The sequence below is a fragment of the Synechococcus sp. CBW1006 genome (assembly GCF_015840525.1).
In the GTDB taxonomy this organism is placed as follows: Bacteria; Cyanobacteriota; Cyanobacteriia; order PCC-6307; family Cyanobiaceae; genus CBW1002.
Genome location: NZ_CP060396.1, coordinates 2,267,245 through 2,281,328, shown reverse-complemented (window position 1 = coordinate 2,281,328; position 14,084 = coordinate 2,267,245). Strand labels below are relative to the sequence as shown.

General features: G+C 67.1%; 14 protein-coding genes and 1 tRNA gene. 9 read left to right on the top strand and 6 right to left on the bottom strand.

From position 1 onward, the window contains the following. Window positions 1-3: 3 nt before the first annotated feature. Both H8F26_RS10985 and H8F26_RS10980 read right to left on the bottom strand, forming a co-directional pair. A complete protein-coding gene (locus tag H8F26_RS10985; RefSeq protein ID WP_231605142.1) occupies window positions 4-462 on the bottom strand; it encodes a cAMP phosphodiesterase in 459 nt (152 codons plus the stop codon). A 48-nt stretch (window positions 463-510) separates the two neighbouring features. Then, the gene (locus H8F26_RS10980) at window positions 511-1,047 is read right to left on the bottom strand and encodes a hypothetical protein (RefSeq protein ID WP_197153962.1); all 537 of its coding nucleotides are present in this window, start codon (window positions 1,045-1,047) and stop codon (window positions 511-513) included. 303 nt (window positions 1,048-1,350) lie between these two features. Between H8F26_RS10980 and H8F26_RS10975 the strand changes: the two genes are divergently transcribed. After that, the gene (locus H8F26_RS10975) at window positions 1,351-2,445 is read left to right on the top strand and encodes a histidine kinase (RefSeq protein ID WP_231598277.1); all 1,095 of its coding nucleotides are present in this window, start codon (window positions 1,351-1,353) and stop codon (window positions 2,443-2,445) included. 113 nt (window positions 2,446-2,558) lie between these two features. Continuing rightward, window positions 2,559-2,631, top strand: a tRNA-Glu gene (locus tag H8F26_RS10970). A gap of 143 nt (window positions 2,632-2,774) precedes the next feature. Here H8F26_RS10970 and H8F26_RS10965 read toward each other — a convergent pair. Continuing rightward, window positions 2,775-3,248: an SRPBCC family protein gene (locus H8F26_RS10965; RefSeq protein ID WP_197159149.1), complete on the bottom strand. Its 474-nt coding sequence runs from the start codon at window positions 3,246-3,248 to the stop codon at window positions 2,775-2,777. 244 nt (window positions 3,249-3,492) lie between these two features. Here H8F26_RS10965 and H8F26_RS10960 point away from each other — a divergent pair, with 244 nt between their 5' ends. The 7 genes from H8F26_RS10960 to H8F26_RS10930 all read left to right on the top strand — a co-directional run bounded on the left by H8F26_RS10960 (window position 3,493) and on the right by H8F26_RS10930 (window position 11,064). Next, entirely contained in the window at window positions 3,493-4,665 is a 1,173-nt protein-coding gene (locus H8F26_RS10960; protein WP_197153960.1) for a phycobilisome linker polypeptide, read from the top strand. 338 nt (window positions 4,666-5,003) lie between these two features. Beyond that, entirely contained in the window at window positions 5,004-6,527 is a 1,524-nt protein-coding gene (gene zwf / locus H8F26_RS10955) for a glucose-6-phosphate dehydrogenase (protein WP_197153959.1), read from the top strand. Window positions 6,528-6,581: 54 nt separating this feature from the next. After that, window positions 6,582-7,880 (top strand): glucose-6-phosphate dehydrogenase assembly protein OpcA, encoded by a 1,299-nt coding sequence (locus H8F26_RS10950; RefSeq protein ID WP_197153958.1) that lies wholly within the window; start codon window positions 6,582-6,584, stop codon window positions 7,878-7,880. A 32-nt stretch (window positions 7,881-7,912) separates the two neighbouring features. Further along, window positions 7,913-9,346, top strand: coding sequence for a cobyrinate a,c-diamide synthase (locus H8F26_RS10945; protein WP_197153957.1), 1,434 nt, complete (start codon window positions 7,913-7,915; stop codon window positions 9,344-9,346). After that, window positions 9,343-9,645 (top strand): acylphosphatase, encoded by a 303-nt coding sequence (locus tag H8F26_RS10940; RefSeq protein WP_231597765.1) that lies wholly within the window; start codon window positions 9,343-9,345, stop codon window positions 9,643-9,645. Before H8F26_RS10945 ends, H8F26_RS10940 begins: the two co-directional genes overlap by 4 nt. A 35-nt stretch (window positions 9,646-9,680) precedes the next feature. Next, a complete protein-coding gene (locus H8F26_RS10935) occupies window positions 9,681-10,319 on the top strand; it encodes a histidine phosphatase family protein (RefSeq protein ID WP_231605140.1) in 639 nt (212 codons plus the stop codon). Between the two features lie 16 nt (window positions 10,320-10,335). Next, entirely contained in the window at window positions 10,336-11,064 is a 729-nt protein-coding gene (locus H8F26_RS10930; RefSeq protein WP_197153956.1) for a GAP family protein, read from the top strand. A gap of 51 nt (window positions 11,065-11,115) precedes the next feature. On the opposite strand, the gene H8F26_RS10925 is transcribed toward H8F26_RS10930, so the two are convergent. The 3 genes from H8F26_RS10925 to crtE are packed head-to-tail and all read right to left on the bottom strand — an operon-like array spanning window position 11,116 to window position 14,035. Next, complete coding sequence (locus H8F26_RS10925; protein ID WP_197153955.1) at window positions 11,116-12,585, bottom strand: AAA family ATPase; 1,470 nt, start codon at window positions 12,583-12,585, stop codon at window positions 11,116-11,118. After that, entirely contained in the window at window positions 12,582-13,136 is a 555-nt protein-coding gene (locus H8F26_RS10920) for a divergent PAP2 family protein (RefSeq protein WP_197153954.1), read from the bottom strand. The genes H8F26_RS10925 and H8F26_RS10920 overlap by 4 nt, the downstream gene beginning before the upstream one ends. Beyond that, on the bottom strand, window positions 13,133-14,035 hold the full coding sequence (crtE, locus tag H8F26_RS10915) for a geranylgeranyl diphosphate synthase CrtE (RefSeq protein WP_197159146.1): 903 nt from the start codon (window positions 14,033-14,035) through the stop codon (window positions 13,133-13,135). The genes H8F26_RS10920 and crtE overlap by 4 nt, the downstream gene beginning before the upstream one ends. Window positions 14,036-14,084 lie beyond the last annotated feature (49 nt).

Below are 14,084 nucleotides of genomic sequence, written 5' to 3'. Positions count from 1 at the left end.
GACCTATGGGGCCGTGGGCCCCGGGGCGGCCGCGCCCCGAGGCGCTGGAGCTGCCTCGCTCTGCTTGAGAGCCTCCTGCACCTTTTTCATCACCTCGGGTGGCACATCCTTGGGGCACACCTCGGAAGCCCCAAGCACGGCCGAATTGATCGAACCGCGCCGCAGCTCCTCGATCGAGAGGGGCTTGCTGCCGACCTGCTGGATGGCGCCATCGTGCTGGCCCTGGATCAGCTGGGCGATGGTCTCACCAGCGATGCTCACGGCCTTGTCGAATTCCACCCCGGCTGAGCGGGCGATGCAGACATTCACCGCCGCGATGCTGGTGTAGAGCGACATCTCCTCCTCGGTGGCAGGAGCCGCCAGGGCGGCCAAAGGATCCAGCACCAGGGGGAGTGTCAGAAGAGGGGCGGCCAGAAGAGGAGTAACCAGCAGGGAAAAACGACGGCTTAGCAGGGAGGTCAAGACTCTGGCCATGGTGAGCCTCCATGCTGCTGCATCGTTCCTGGGCCGTCAGTCGGACGGGACAGCCGCAAGCGTGTCGCTTGGCAGACGGGAATCGTGATGGGTCTCCACCAGGTGGAGGCTGCCGTCCAACCAGGCATAGATCGAGCGGGCCCGGAAACGATCCTGATCCACCAGGCGGATGTGATCGAGGATCTGCCAGCCCTCGTCGATGGATTTCAGGATGAGTTCATGCTCGTCCACCTGGCGGAGCTGGGATTCAGTGGGAGACCTGAACGGGTAGCCGCAGGACCCTTGCAACTGGTGCCCACAGAGGTGGGCGGTGATTGAGCCCGCACGCTGGTAGCCAGGCTTGCGCTCGATCAGGCCCTCGGCGTGCTCCGACCACCAGGTGAAGCGGTAGGCGGTCTCGCCCTCGATCGAGGGGCTGATCTCCTCGATGCGCAGCTGGATATCGAGCTGCAGGATCTCGTCGTCGGGAAAGTAGAGCGTGCGCCGCGACCGCCACAGCCCCAGGTTGCGGTGGAACCAGCGCCGCAGGCTGCTGTCGAGCTGGATGCGGCTGCGGTGAATCGGTGCGGGCATGCCCCCCTCCGAGACGGGAATCCTTCTGCCGATCAGAGGATGCATGAATGGAGCTCGGTTTGGAGGTCTGGATCGGGCCTGCCCTCCCCTCGCCACGGTCTAGACGGGTTCTGCCAGATTGGCCACCCGGCATAGGGTGGACTCTGCTGCCTGGGAGGCGCGGCTGTGGCGGCGGAACCTGTGCTGAATGCCCCCGTAAGCGGCGAACGCTTGCGCGACACTGCTGACCATGCCGGTTCGCCACCCCACCAGTGGCCACCCTCCGCTGCGGAAGATCACGGCCCCGAAGCGCCTGTCAGGGGGCTGAGACTCCTGCTGGTGGCCACGCGTCAGCACCTGGCCGGACCCGATCTGCGCAGCCTGATGCGCTATCTCAAAAGCGAGGACTGCACCGCGGACCTGCGATTGGAGGTCGTGGATCCGGTGCTGCATCCGGAGCTGCTGGAGCTGCACCGTCTGGTGGCCACACCCGCCCTGGTGAAACTTGAGCCTGCTCCGAAGCAGGTGTTTGCTGGCAACACCCTCACCCAGCAGCTGCGCAACTGGGTGCCGCGCTGGCAACAGGCTGAGGTCGCGGCCACCCTGGCCGTCGGGCTTGAGACCCCCCTGGTCGACAGTGGCCGTACACCGCGCGAGCAGCTTCTGGAAGATCAGCTCCTGGTGATGAGGCAGGAGAACGAGACCCTGATTGAACGCCTGGAAGGCCAGGAAAAGCTGCTGCGGATGGTGGCCCACGAGCTGCGAACCCCGCTCACGGTGGCCAAACTGGCGCTGCAGAGCCACTGCCTCGGCCAGATCGATGAGATCCGCTTTCGGGACGTCTTGCGTCGACGTTTCGACGACATGGAGTCTCTCTCCAAGGAATTGCTCGAGGTGGGCACCACCCGCTGGGAAGCCCTGTTCAATCCCCAGCGCCTCGCCCTGGGTCATGTGGCAGCGGAGGCCATCCTTGAACTCGAGAAGCTCTGGGTGGGCCGGGAAGTGGAACTGGTCACCGACATCCCCGGTGACTTGCCGGATGTGTTTGCCGATCCACGCCGCATGCGCCAGGTGTTCCTCAACCTGCTGGAGAACGCCTTCAAGTACACACCCGGTGGAGGCCGCGTCAGTTTTCGCCTCTGGCACCGCACCAGCCAGTGGGTGGAGGTGATCGTCTGCGACAGCGGCCCTGGCATCCCCGACGACGAGCAGGAACGGATCTTCCAGGACAGGGTGCGCCTACCCCAGACCTCCGGCAGCACATCCGGCTATGGGGTTGGGCTGGCGGTGTGCCGCCGCATCGCTGAAGTGCATGGTGGCCGCATCTGGGTGGTCTCGGAGCCCGAGCGTGGAGCCTGTTTCCATGTCACCGTTCCTGTCTGGAATGGCCAGGTGCGTTCGCCTAACCCTTCCAGCTAGACACCCTCGGCAAAGGGATTGCGGCCCGGCGTTTCAGCTTGACGAAGGGTCCGTCCGAACCGTAGGTTCTCTCCATCGGCGAGGCGGCATCTAACCGTTCCCACCGAGTCCATGCCCCCATCGTCTAGAGGCCTAGGACACCTCCCTTTCACGGAGGCGACAGGGGTTCGAATCCCCTTGGGGGTATGCAAGATCAGCGGCATAAAAGCCGCTTTTTTTGTGCTCAGACGTTCTGCATTCCAATCTGGCATCTTCCTTCTGAGCCAGATTTGGTTTGCCACGTTGCAGGCTTTCTGCAGTGGCGCGGATTCAGGGGCAGAACCGTTGACTCAGGCCTGCAGGGCTGCTCGCCTGAGGGCCTCCTGCTGGACTCCACGCAGATTGGCGGCGAGATCGTCGCGCAGACGCTGCTCGATCAGGCCGATCGGCATGCCGGGTTTGCCTTGCACCAGCAATTCGTACAGCAGGGAGGTGCCGGAGGAATCCCGGTCCACGATCCATGCCCCCTCGAAGCGACGGAAATCGCCACGCACCATTCGAAAATCCAGACGCCCCTCAGGCTGACGCTCCTGAAGCTCCAGCTCCACCGCCGCGCTGAAACGCAGACCGCAGAACTGCTGGGTCCCGATCTGCTCCAGACCCACAGTGCAGCCTCGGCGCCAGAGCAGCCGCGAGACGGCCAGGTTGGGGATGAAGCGGCAGAGCCCTTCGTAATCGGTGAGAACGGTCCAGAGCCAGCCAGGATCCAGATCAAGACGCAACTGGACCGCGAGCCGCCTGGTCCCTTGGGGAAGACGCTCCATCTCCTGCTGGATGGTGTCGAGTCTGCAACTGGGTTCGCTGGAGGGGAGTTGCAGGGCGCGGGAGAGGGAGACGGGAACGGAAACGGTGGCCAAGGGCTGCACCAGAACGGTTCGTGGGGAGGGTTGGCGCCAGCCGAGCACTCTGGAGTGGGATCGGCCTGGAAGCTGCAACCCTAACCGCGATTGGGAGTGGCAGGCACAGATTCTCTATGATCAAACCGATTTTTGAGAGGACTGAGCTCGAATGCGTGTCTCCACCAGCGCTGCCACTCAGTCCGATGGGCGGATGTTCACCGTTGTGGTCCAAGGCTTTGGGGTGGGCCGGCAGCGCCAGGGGGAGCGTCGTTTCACCGTCCCCTACAACCGGATGCAGGCCCTGGTCCAGACCATCGCCCAGCAGGGTGGACGCATCACGGCCGTTGTTCCCGCCGACCAGGGAGCCACCCAGGCTGAGCCGGCTCCGGCTGCCGCTCCTGCCCCCGAGGCCCCATCCCCAGCACCCAAATCCGTGAAAGCAGCTCCGAGCCACGCCGCCGTGCCGGTCAACCTCTACAAGCCGAAATCCCCTTTCGTCGGCACTGTCACCGAGAACTACAGCCTCCTGGCGGAAGGCGCCATCGGCCGAGTGAACCACATCACGTTTGATCTGGCCGGCGGTGATCCCCAGCTCCACTACGTGGAAGGCCAGAGCATCGGCATCATTCCCGACGGCAGCGACGCCAACGGCAAGCCCCACAAGCTGCGCCTCTATTCGATCGCCAGCACCCGCCATGGCGACAACATGGCGGGCCACACCGTGTCGCTGTGCGTGCGTCAGCTGCAGTACGAAAAGGACGGTGAGACCATCAACGGCGTCTGCTCCACCTTCCTCTGCGATATCGAACCGGGCGCCAAGGTGAAGATCACCGGCCCGGTGGGTAAGGAGATGCTTCTTCCCCAGGATGAAGAGGCGAACGTGATCATGTTGGCCACCGGAACCGGCATCGCTCCGATGCGGGCCTATCTGCGTCGCATGTTCGAACCGACCGAGCGCGAGAAGAACGGCTGGAACTTCCGGGGCAAGGCCTGGTTGTTCATGGGAGTCCCCAAGACCCCCAACCTGCTGTATGACGCCGACTTCGAGCACTATCTGAGCCAGTATCCCGACAACTTCCGCTACACCAAGGCGATCAGCCGTGAGCAGCAGAATGCCAAGGGCGGCCGGATGTACATCCAGGATCGGGTGCTCGAGCATGCCGATGAGATCTTCACCATGATCGAAGATCCCAAGACGCACGTCTACATGTGCGGTCTGCGCGGCATGGAACCCGGCATCGACGAGGCCATGACCGCCGCTGCCTCGGCCAAGGGAATCAACTGGTCTGAGCTGCGTCCCCAGCTCAAGAAGGCCGAGCGCTGGCACGTCGAGACCTACTGAACGAGACCGGATTGATCCGCAGATCTGCTTCGAACGTCAAGAATCGTTTGACCCAAATCAATCAGGCCTTCAGAACTGACAAGTCCGCCTTTGGCGGACTTTTTTTATGGCCAGCATTTTATCTCTGTTTGAGGCCATTCTTTGTGGTTGTTGTTTGCGGCCCATGCGTGTTGTGAGCACGGGTCATGCCTGAGCGGCCGGAACCTGCGCGGATTGTGAAGCGACAGGCGCGGCCATGATCAGGGATTCCCGACAGAAGCCGCCGAAAACCGATGCGCTCCAGCGATGGAGCCCCGCCCTCGTTAAACAGGAGGGAACAGGCGCCTGGATCCCACGCGATGACCGTCACCCTCACCAATCCGCTCCGGGTCGGGCTCCGTCAGGAGCGGGTGATCCCGCCGCAATGTCTGGTGATCTTCGGGGCGAGCGGGGATCTCACCCACCGCAAGCTGATCCCGGCTCTGTTCGAGCTGTTCCGCCAGCGCCGCCTGCCCAGCGAATTTGCCGTGCTGGGTTGTGCCCGCCGTCCCTGGAGCGACGAGGAATTTCGCAGCCGCATGGCGGAGGCCCTGGCCGAGGATGTGGAACAGCACCAGCAGGCCTGGGCCCAGTTCGCCTCCGGCCTGTTCTACGAGCCTGTGGATCTGGAGCAGCCCGCCGACGTGGTGCGCCTTGGCCAGCGTCTCGATCAGATCGATCGGCAACGGGCCACCCGTGGCAACCGCACCTTCTACCTCTCGGTCTCGCCTGCCCACTACGGCAGTGGCTGCCGTGCCCTGGCGGCGGCTGGCCTGCTCGAGGATCCGCAGCGCAGCCGGGTGGTGATCGAGAAGCCCTTCGGCCGTGATTACGGCAGCGCCCAGGAGCTCAACCGCATCGTGCAGGCCTGTGCCAAGGAGCGCCAGGTCTTCCGGATCGACCACTACCTCGGTAAGGAAACGGTCCAGAACATCCTTGTTCTGCGCTTCGCCAACACGATCTTCGAGCCGATCTGGAACCGCAACTACATCGACAACGTCCAGATCACCGCCGCCGAAACCGTGGGCGTGGAAGAACGGGCCGGTTACTACGAAACCTCGGGTGCCCTGCGGGACATGGTGCAGAACCACCTCACCCAGATGCTGGCGCTCACCACCATGGAGCCGCCGGGTCGCTTCGATCCCGAGGCGATGCGCAACGAGAAAGCCAAGGTGCTTCAGGCCGCCCAGCTGGCCAATGAGGCAGAACCCTGGAAGTGTTGCGTCCGCGGCCAGTACGCCGCTGGTGGCAGCGCCACCAGGCCCCTGAGCGGCTATCGCCAGGAACCGGGAGTGAATCCGAACAGCACCACCGAGACCTATGTGGCCATGAAGCTGTTCATCAACAACTGGCGCTGGCAGGGGGTCCCTTTTTACCTCCGCACCGGCAAACGGCTGCCCAAACGCCTCTCGGAAGTGGTGCTCACCTTCCGCCAGGCACCGGTTCACCTCTTCGATGCGGCTGGGGGTGCCCCCACCCCCAACCAGCTGATCCTGCGCATTCAGCCCGATGAGGGGGCCGAGTTCCGCTTCGAGGTGAAGGCACCGGGCTCAGGCATGCGCAGCCGTCCGGTGGATATGGGCTTCTCTTACGACGAGTCATTCGGAGAACCCTCCGACGAGGGCTATGTGCGCCTGCTGGCCGACGCCATGCTGGGCGACGCCACCCTGTTCACCCGCAGCGACGAGGTGGAGGCCGCCTGGCGCCTCTACACACCCCTGCTGGAGCTGATCGAAGAAGCCCCCTGGCAGTTGCCGGTGCATCCCTACGAAGCCCGCACCTGGGGACCCGCCGCAGCCGACAGCCTGCTGGCCGACGACGAGCTGGCCTGGCGCCGTCCCTGAAGTCTCCAGACCAACCCCCAACGCTTCAGATCCCGCGCCCTCCGTCTGTTCACCATGTCCACCCAGCTCACCCTTCAGGCGCCCCTGGAACTACCTCCCTCCGAGGTGACTCCTTACCTGGAACGCCTCTGGACCCACAACCTCGAGGGCTCCAGCGGCGCCGCCACCTTCACCCTGCTGGTCTGGGATCCGGCCTGGCTGGAGCAGCACCTGATCCGCACCGGCCGCCTCGATGGCCCGATCACCGGCCTGCTCAGTGACGACCTGGTGCGTGAGGCCGTCGCCGCCGTACCCGACTGCGGCCTGCCGCCCAGCACGGCCCCGCTGGCGCCGGATCTGGCCTGGTCCCTCGGCCAGCAGCCCGGCGATCGCAAGGCCAACGATCTGCGCGGCCGCCATGTGGATGGGGCGATCAGCGCCCACATGCCCCGTCGACTGATCACCCTGGCTCCCACCCTGGAGCCGGCCGAAGCCCTGGAGACCCTGGTGGCGGCCTACTGCCCCTTGCCTGAAGATGGCGGCACCCGACCGGCCTGCGGCGATGTGGTGGTGTTGCGCGGTGGCATGGCCGCCCTGCAGCAGGGCCTGGATCTGGTCAACCCGCTGGTGGGAAGTGATCTGCCCTGCTGGGTGTGGTGGAACGGCTACCTCGACGAAGCCCCCGAGATGCTCGAATCCCTGGCACCGGTGGCACGGCGGCTGATCGTGGACAGCTCAATGGGGCGGCCGCGGCGCTGCCTCGATGTGTTGGAGGAGCGGATCGAGGCCGGCCAGGCACTCAATGATCTCAACTGGCTGCGGCTGCGCAGCTGGCGCGAATCGCTGGCAATGGTGTTCGATCCCCCCAGTCGCCGGGATGCGCTCAACCATGTGGTGCAGCTCGACATCGACGTGGAAGGAACCCATCCGGTGAAGGGGTTGCTGCTAGCCGCCTGGATCGCCGATCGACTCGGCTGGCACCTCGAAAGCAGCTACCGGGTGGGAGGCGATGACCTCGGCGAGGGGATCGGCGCTGACTTTGTGCGCACCGATGGGGTGGCGGTGCGCTTCCGCCAGATGCCCGTACCGGTGGGCGTGCCCAAGACCCACCCGGGCAGCCTGGTGGGTCTGCGCCTGATCTGCGAACCGATCGGCCGACCACCTCTGTGCGTGATTCTCTGCTCGGAATCCGGTGGCTGCATGCGGCTCGAGGCCGGCGGTGTGGCCAGCATGGAGCTGGCTGAGGAGGTGGTGCCGGTGCCCTCGGAAAGCGAGGAGATGGAGGTGGCCCGCCTGCTGTCCGGCGGTCACGACAGCACCAACCCCCTGCTGGCCGCTGCCGCCCCTCTGGCTGCCAAGCTGCTGCCCGACTGAGCAACCGGCCCGGGGCCGGACATCCCAACCCCATGGCCTGCCTGATCGCCGCCCCCTCCAGCGGCAGCGGCAAGACCCTGCTCAGCCTCTCCCTGGCAGCACTGGCCCGGCGGCGGGGCCTGCGGATTCAGCCCTTCAAGGTGGGGCCTGACTACCTCGACCCGCAGTTGCTGACTCGTGTCAGCGGCCAGCCCTGCCGCAACCTCGACACCCTGCTGTGTGGCCCCGAGTGGGTGCGCCGCAGTTTCCACTGGCATGGCAGCCGGGCCGACCTCTGCCTGGTGGAAGGGGTCATGGGCCTGTTCGATGGCCGCGGCCCCACCAGTGCGGGCAGTTCAGCCGAGGTGGCCGACCTGCTGGATCTGCCGGTGGTGCTGGTGGTGGAAGCCTCGCGGCAGGCTGGTTCGATCGCAGCTCTGGTGCGGGGCTTCCGGGATCACGGGCCACCGCCGGTGCGGCTGGCCGGGGTGGTGCTGAACCGCGTCGCCAGCGACCGGCATCGTGCCCTGCTGCGGGAGGCCCTCGATGCCGTCGCCGTGCCCCTGCTGGGGATTCTGCCGGTGTCGCCCGCCCTGGAGCTTCCCTCCCGTCATCTGGGATTGCTGCCACCGCAGGAAGTCAACGACCTGGACGCGCGGGAAGCGGCCTGGGCCGCGCTGGCGGAGCACCATCTCGACCTGGAGCGGCTCTGGCCGCTGCTTTCACCGCCGGCTGCCCTGCCCCAGCAGCAGGATCCTATCCGCTGGTGCCTCACGCCGGTGGCCACTGACTCTGCAGGGGACGCTCTCAAGGGCGCCCCCCTGCCGCTGGCGATCGCCAGCGATGCCGCCTTCCATTTCCGCTATCCGGAAGCCACCGAACTGCTGGGGGCCCTCGGCCTGGAGGCTCGGGCCTGGAGCCCGTTGGCGGATGAGCCCCTGCCAGCCGGCTGCCGCGCTGTGGTGCTGCCCGGTGGCTATCCGGAGCTGCACGCCCCGGCGCTGGCGGCCGCTCACCGCAGCCTCGGCGCCTTGAGGCAGGCCGCGGCCGCCGGTGTGCCCCTTGTGGCGGAGTGCGGCGGACTGTTGCTGCTGGGCCGCTCTCTGGAAGACCAGCAGGGTCGCCGCCATGGGATGGCGGGGCTGCTGCCCTTCTCGGCCCGTCGCGGCAGCCTCAGCCTCGGCTATCGGGAGGCCGTGGGGGAACGGGACGGGCTGCTGGTGCGCCGCGGAGAGCGGCTGGTGGGCCATGAATTCCATCGCTGGCAGCTCACAGATGATCCCGAAATGTCGCGCGACGTAGCCAGCTGCGACCGGCTGTGGCAGCTTGAAGGCTGGGGAAATCCGCGGAGGGCGGAGGGATGGACGAGCGGCACGATGCACGCTTCCTGGCTGCATCTCCACTGGGCTGGTTGCCCGAAGATACCGAGACGCCTGGCCGCCGCAGCCGTCCGCGCCGCGCCCCTGACACTTCGTCCAGTTTCGTGAGCCGCCGGGAGCCGCCCACGGCCTCACCCCTGATGCGCTGGCGCCTGATTGCCCAGGGTGTGGTGCAGGGGGTCGGCTACCGCGAGGCCTGTCGCCGCGCTGCGGTGGGCCTGGGTCTGGCTGGCTGGGTGCGGAACCGACCCGATGGCACGGTGGAGATTGAAGCGGAAGGCCAGCTCAGCCAGCTCAATGACTTCAGACTCTGGTGTGACAAGGGCCCGCTCCATGCCCGCGTCAACCGGGTGGTGACCAGCCAGATCCCGGTCACCGGCGAAGACTGGTTTGAGGTGCGCTCCTGATCGACTCCACCAAGGCGACATCCACAGGCTCCTCCTTGCCCGCTGCTGCGCCTCTGGAACTGTGGTTGCTGCGTCATGGCGCCACCGCCTGGGCTCGCAGCGGCCGCCACACCGGCCGAACCGATCTGCCCCTGCTGCCGGAAGGGGAGGAGGAAGCCCGTGCCCTGGAACCGCTTCTGGCTCGCTATCGCTTCACGGCGGTGCTGGTGAGCCCCTTGCAACGGGCCTTGCGCACCTGCGAGCTGGCCGGTCTGGCCGGACAGGCCAGCCCCTGCGACGACCTTCAGGAGTGGGATTACGGCGCCTATGAGGGGATCACCACCGCCGAGATCCGCCGTTCCGTTCCGGGCTGGACGGTCTGGAGCCATCCCTGCCCTGAGGGGGAAACCCTGGAGGCCGTGGAGCAGCGTTGCCGGCGGGTGATCGCCCAGGCCGTTGCTCTGGCGGCAGCGCCGATCTCCGCTGGAGCGAACCCCGGGCCTGCCGCTGCCCCCACGCGGGTGGCCCTCTTCGCCCACGGCCATCTCCTGCGCAGCCTTGCCGGCACCTGGCTGGGGCTGGGCGCGGCCGGCGGTTCCGTGCTGGCGCTGGACACGGCCTGTATCGGTGTGCTCGGTCAGGAACGGGAGCAACGGGTGATCCTGCGCTGGAATGCCCCGGTGCAGTGGCCCTGAAGGCAGCGACCGACCCATGTCCATCCTTGCTAACGCCGCATCGTCCGTTTCGTTGCCCGCCGCCCTGCTGGGCGAGCTCGGCGCCTTCGCACTGGCGGTGGGGTTCTCTCCGGTCCATCTCGGGCTGCTGTTCCTGCTGCTGCTCGGTCCACACCCCCTGCGGCGGGGCGGCTGGTTCGTGGCGGGCTGGCTGTTCACCTCCGTGCTCACCGTGACTCTGCTGGTGACCATCGGGCACGGCCTGCTGCTGGGCATGGAGAAGGGCTCGGTCCATCGAACCGGCCTCGATCTGCTCGGAGCCGGAGCCCTGCTGGCCCTGGGCCTGCGCGAACTGCTGGGCCGCAGCGCCGCCGGTGATCAGCCCCCCAGCTGGACCAGCCAGCTGGACCGTTTCTGCGCCATGCCTCTGCCGCTGTTGCTGGGACTGAGTGGCGTGCTGCAGGTGATCAGCCCCGAAGACCTGTTCCTCTATGCAAAGACGGCCGGCAGCCTGCTGGCTTCTGGCCTGGGCCGGGGCCAGGAAGCGCTGATCACCGTGCTGTTCAGCCTTGCCAGCACCGTGCTGCTGCTGGTGCCCTTTGCCGCCGTGCTGCTGCTGGGCAGTGATCGTGTGCTGCCGCTGCTGAAGCGGGCCAAGACCTGGCTGTTTGAACGGGGCGAACTGATCGTGGCGGGGGTCAGCCTTCTGTTGGCTGGCTATCTCGGTTGGCAGGGCATTGACGGCCTGCTGCTGCCGATGAGCTGAGCAACATCTGCAGGTTGCAACCCCTCCAGGTTGCGACGTCTGCAGGAGACGTCATCCCCCCTCGAGCCAGCGTCGCCACTGCTCCTGCTCGGCGGGGTTGCCTGGACCCGCAGCCAGGGAGACCGACTCAGCGGCCCGACTCACCGCGACATAAATGAGCTGACGCCGCAGCCGTTCATCCTGGGGCCAGAAGACATCCCCATCGACGAACACCTCGCCGAAGGTGCTGCCCTGGCTGCGATGGACCGTGAGCACGGCCGCCGGCCCCAGGGAGGCAAAGGCATCGCGCAACAGAAAGAACCGCCGCCAGAGCGCCTTGCCGCCCTTGCGGCCGGCCTCGCGCGCCTCCTGGCGCAGCTTGGTCAGCACCGCCTCGAGGGCCCCACGGCCGGAGGAGCCGATCGGCGGCAGCAGGCGCAGCTGCAGCTGGGTTTCACCCGCTTCCACCGCAGCCGTCAGGGTGTCGATCAAGGGTGCCTCCTCGACGCCGAAGTCGCGCAGATCGCAGCGCTCGGGCTGCACGTCCTGCACCACCAGCTCGCGGTTGGAGCCCAGCACCATGTCGGGCTCCTCTGCCGCCTCCGCCCCCTCGCGGCAGGCCGGTGCCATCACGGCGGTGCGACTGATCAGCACCTCACCGGGGAGCACCGGCAGCTGATCGGCCATGCTTCCGTGCAGGGCTCGGCGGGCGATCGGCACCAGTTGCTCCAGCCGCCGGTTGGTGTAGCAGAGGATCCGGACCTGATCGGGGTCGGCCGTTGCGGCGGAGCCTTGCAGCGCCGCCTGGGCGGCCGTGAGCCAGGCGCGCCGGTCCAGCAACGCCACCTGTCCCTGGGGGCTGCACAGGGGCCGCAGGGGTGGCGGCTGGCGACAGGGCAGGGCTCCGAGCCGCACCCCCTCGGCCAGGCGCAGCACCGGTCCCTGATGGCGCACCACCTGCTGCAGGGCCGCTCCCTGGGCCCGCCCGATCGCGAACACCGGACTGCTCGGCTCCCCCACCGGCGGCAGCTGGGCCGGATCGCCCACGAACACCAACCGGGTGCGGAACGGATGGGCACAGCGCAGGGTGATCTCCAGCAAGGTGCCATCCACCATCGAGGCCTCGTCGACCAGCACCAGCCCCAGCGATTCAAGGGCGGCGGCGGTCTGCTCCGTTTCCTCGCAGCGTTCCAGATCCCGCTCCCGCCGCAGTTTCAGGCGCAGCAACCGGTGGATCGTGGAGGGATACCAGGTGGGCTGCAGGCCCTGCCGCTGCAGATGGTGACGCAGCACCCCCACGGCCTTGTGGGTCGGCGCCACCACGGTCCAGCAGAGGCAGGCGGCCTCCGCCAGCGCCAGAAACCGCATCGACAGGAAGGTCTTGCCGGTACCGGCGAAGCCCTGCAGCACGAAGGGGGTGCCGTCGGCGGGGGCCTCCAGCCAGGTGGCGAAGGCGGTCAGGGCCTGGTGCTGATCGGCGGTGAGCCCCTCGCCGTTGTCTGCGGGTGCTGCTGCGGCCGAGCTGCGGGAGGCTCTGCTCAACCCAGGCTGGCGGCGCCGCTCAGGGCATCAGCGATCCACGCCGCAAGATCGAGCGGAGAGCCCACCAGGCTGAGGCCGGGCAGGGCCACGGCCGGACCCATGACGCTGCCGGCCAGCACCTCGAGTCGGGTATGGCCGAGGTTTTCCTTGAGCGGCTTGATGGCAACATTGACATCAACGCCCCCCCCATCCCGCTCCAGCCAGAGGTGATCGGGCAGCCCATTGACCCGGCTGGCGATCTGCCCGGCGGCGCGGCGCACGCCGCTGGCGTCGTAGAGCACCACGAAGCAGAGGGCAGACGCCAGGGCAAAGAGGGGATCGGCAAAGCCGAGCTGCCAACCGATGGCGGCGGTGGTGCCGGTCATCAGCGCCGAATGGCTGGAGGGCATTCCACCGGTCTCCACCAGTACGGCGGGCCGCCAGCGGCGGTGGACCACCAGTTCGATCACCAGCTTCGAGAGCTGGGCGGTGCCGCAGGCAGCCAGTCCCCAGGCCAGCACACCGTTGGAGAAGAAGGCCGTCGCCACGTTCGGATCGTGGGCTGCACTCATCGATCGCGACTGGTGATGTAGTCGGCCAGGGCCAGCAGTGGCGCCGCCTTGTCACGCCAGGGCTCGAGGGCGGCCTTGGCCTCGCTGACCAGGGCATCGGCCCGCTTGCGGGATTCCTCCAGCCCCAGCAGCTTGGGGTAGGTGGTCTTGTCGGCGGTGAGATCCTTGCCGGCGGTCTTGCCGAGCACCTCGCTGCTGGCCGTCACATCCAGGATGTCGTCGATGATCTGGAAGGCCAGTCCGATGCCGCGGGCGTAGGTGCGCAGGGCCTCCAGCAACGGTTCCGGAGCGCCAGCGATCAGGGCGCCGGTCAGGACGCAGGCACGCAGCAGGGCCCCGGTCTTGTGGAGATGGATGTACTCGAGCGTGTCGAGATCCACCTGCTTGCCTTCGCATTCCAGGTCCACCACCTGGCCGCCCACCAGGCCCGGGGCCCCGGCCGCCAGGCTCAGCTCGCCCACCACCGCCAGCAACTGGGCGGCAGGAACACCGGGGCTGCGCAGGGCCACCATCTCGAAGGCCCGGGTGAGCAGGGCATCACCGGCGAGGATGGCATTGGCCTCGCCATAGACCTTGTGATTGGTGGGGCGGCCCCGCCGCAGGTCGTCGTTGTCCATGGCGGGGAGATCGTCATGGATCAGCGACATGGTGTGGATCATCTCCAGCGCCACCGCCGTGGGCAGGGCCAGATCACTCGTACCGCCGGCCAGATCGCAGGCCGCCAGGCAGAGGATCGGCCGGAGCCGTTTGCCACCGGCCAGCAGCGAATACCGCATCGCATCCCGCAGGCTCTCTGGATGCTCCGGCCCCAGCGACCCATCCAGGGCCGCCTCGACCCTGTGGCGAGCTGCCTCCAGATAGGCGGCGAAATCAAACTCCGTGCTCACCGCCACGGCCATGGGTTGCTGCGCACTGGCGGCGATTCTCTCAGGCCACAGCCCTGTCGCC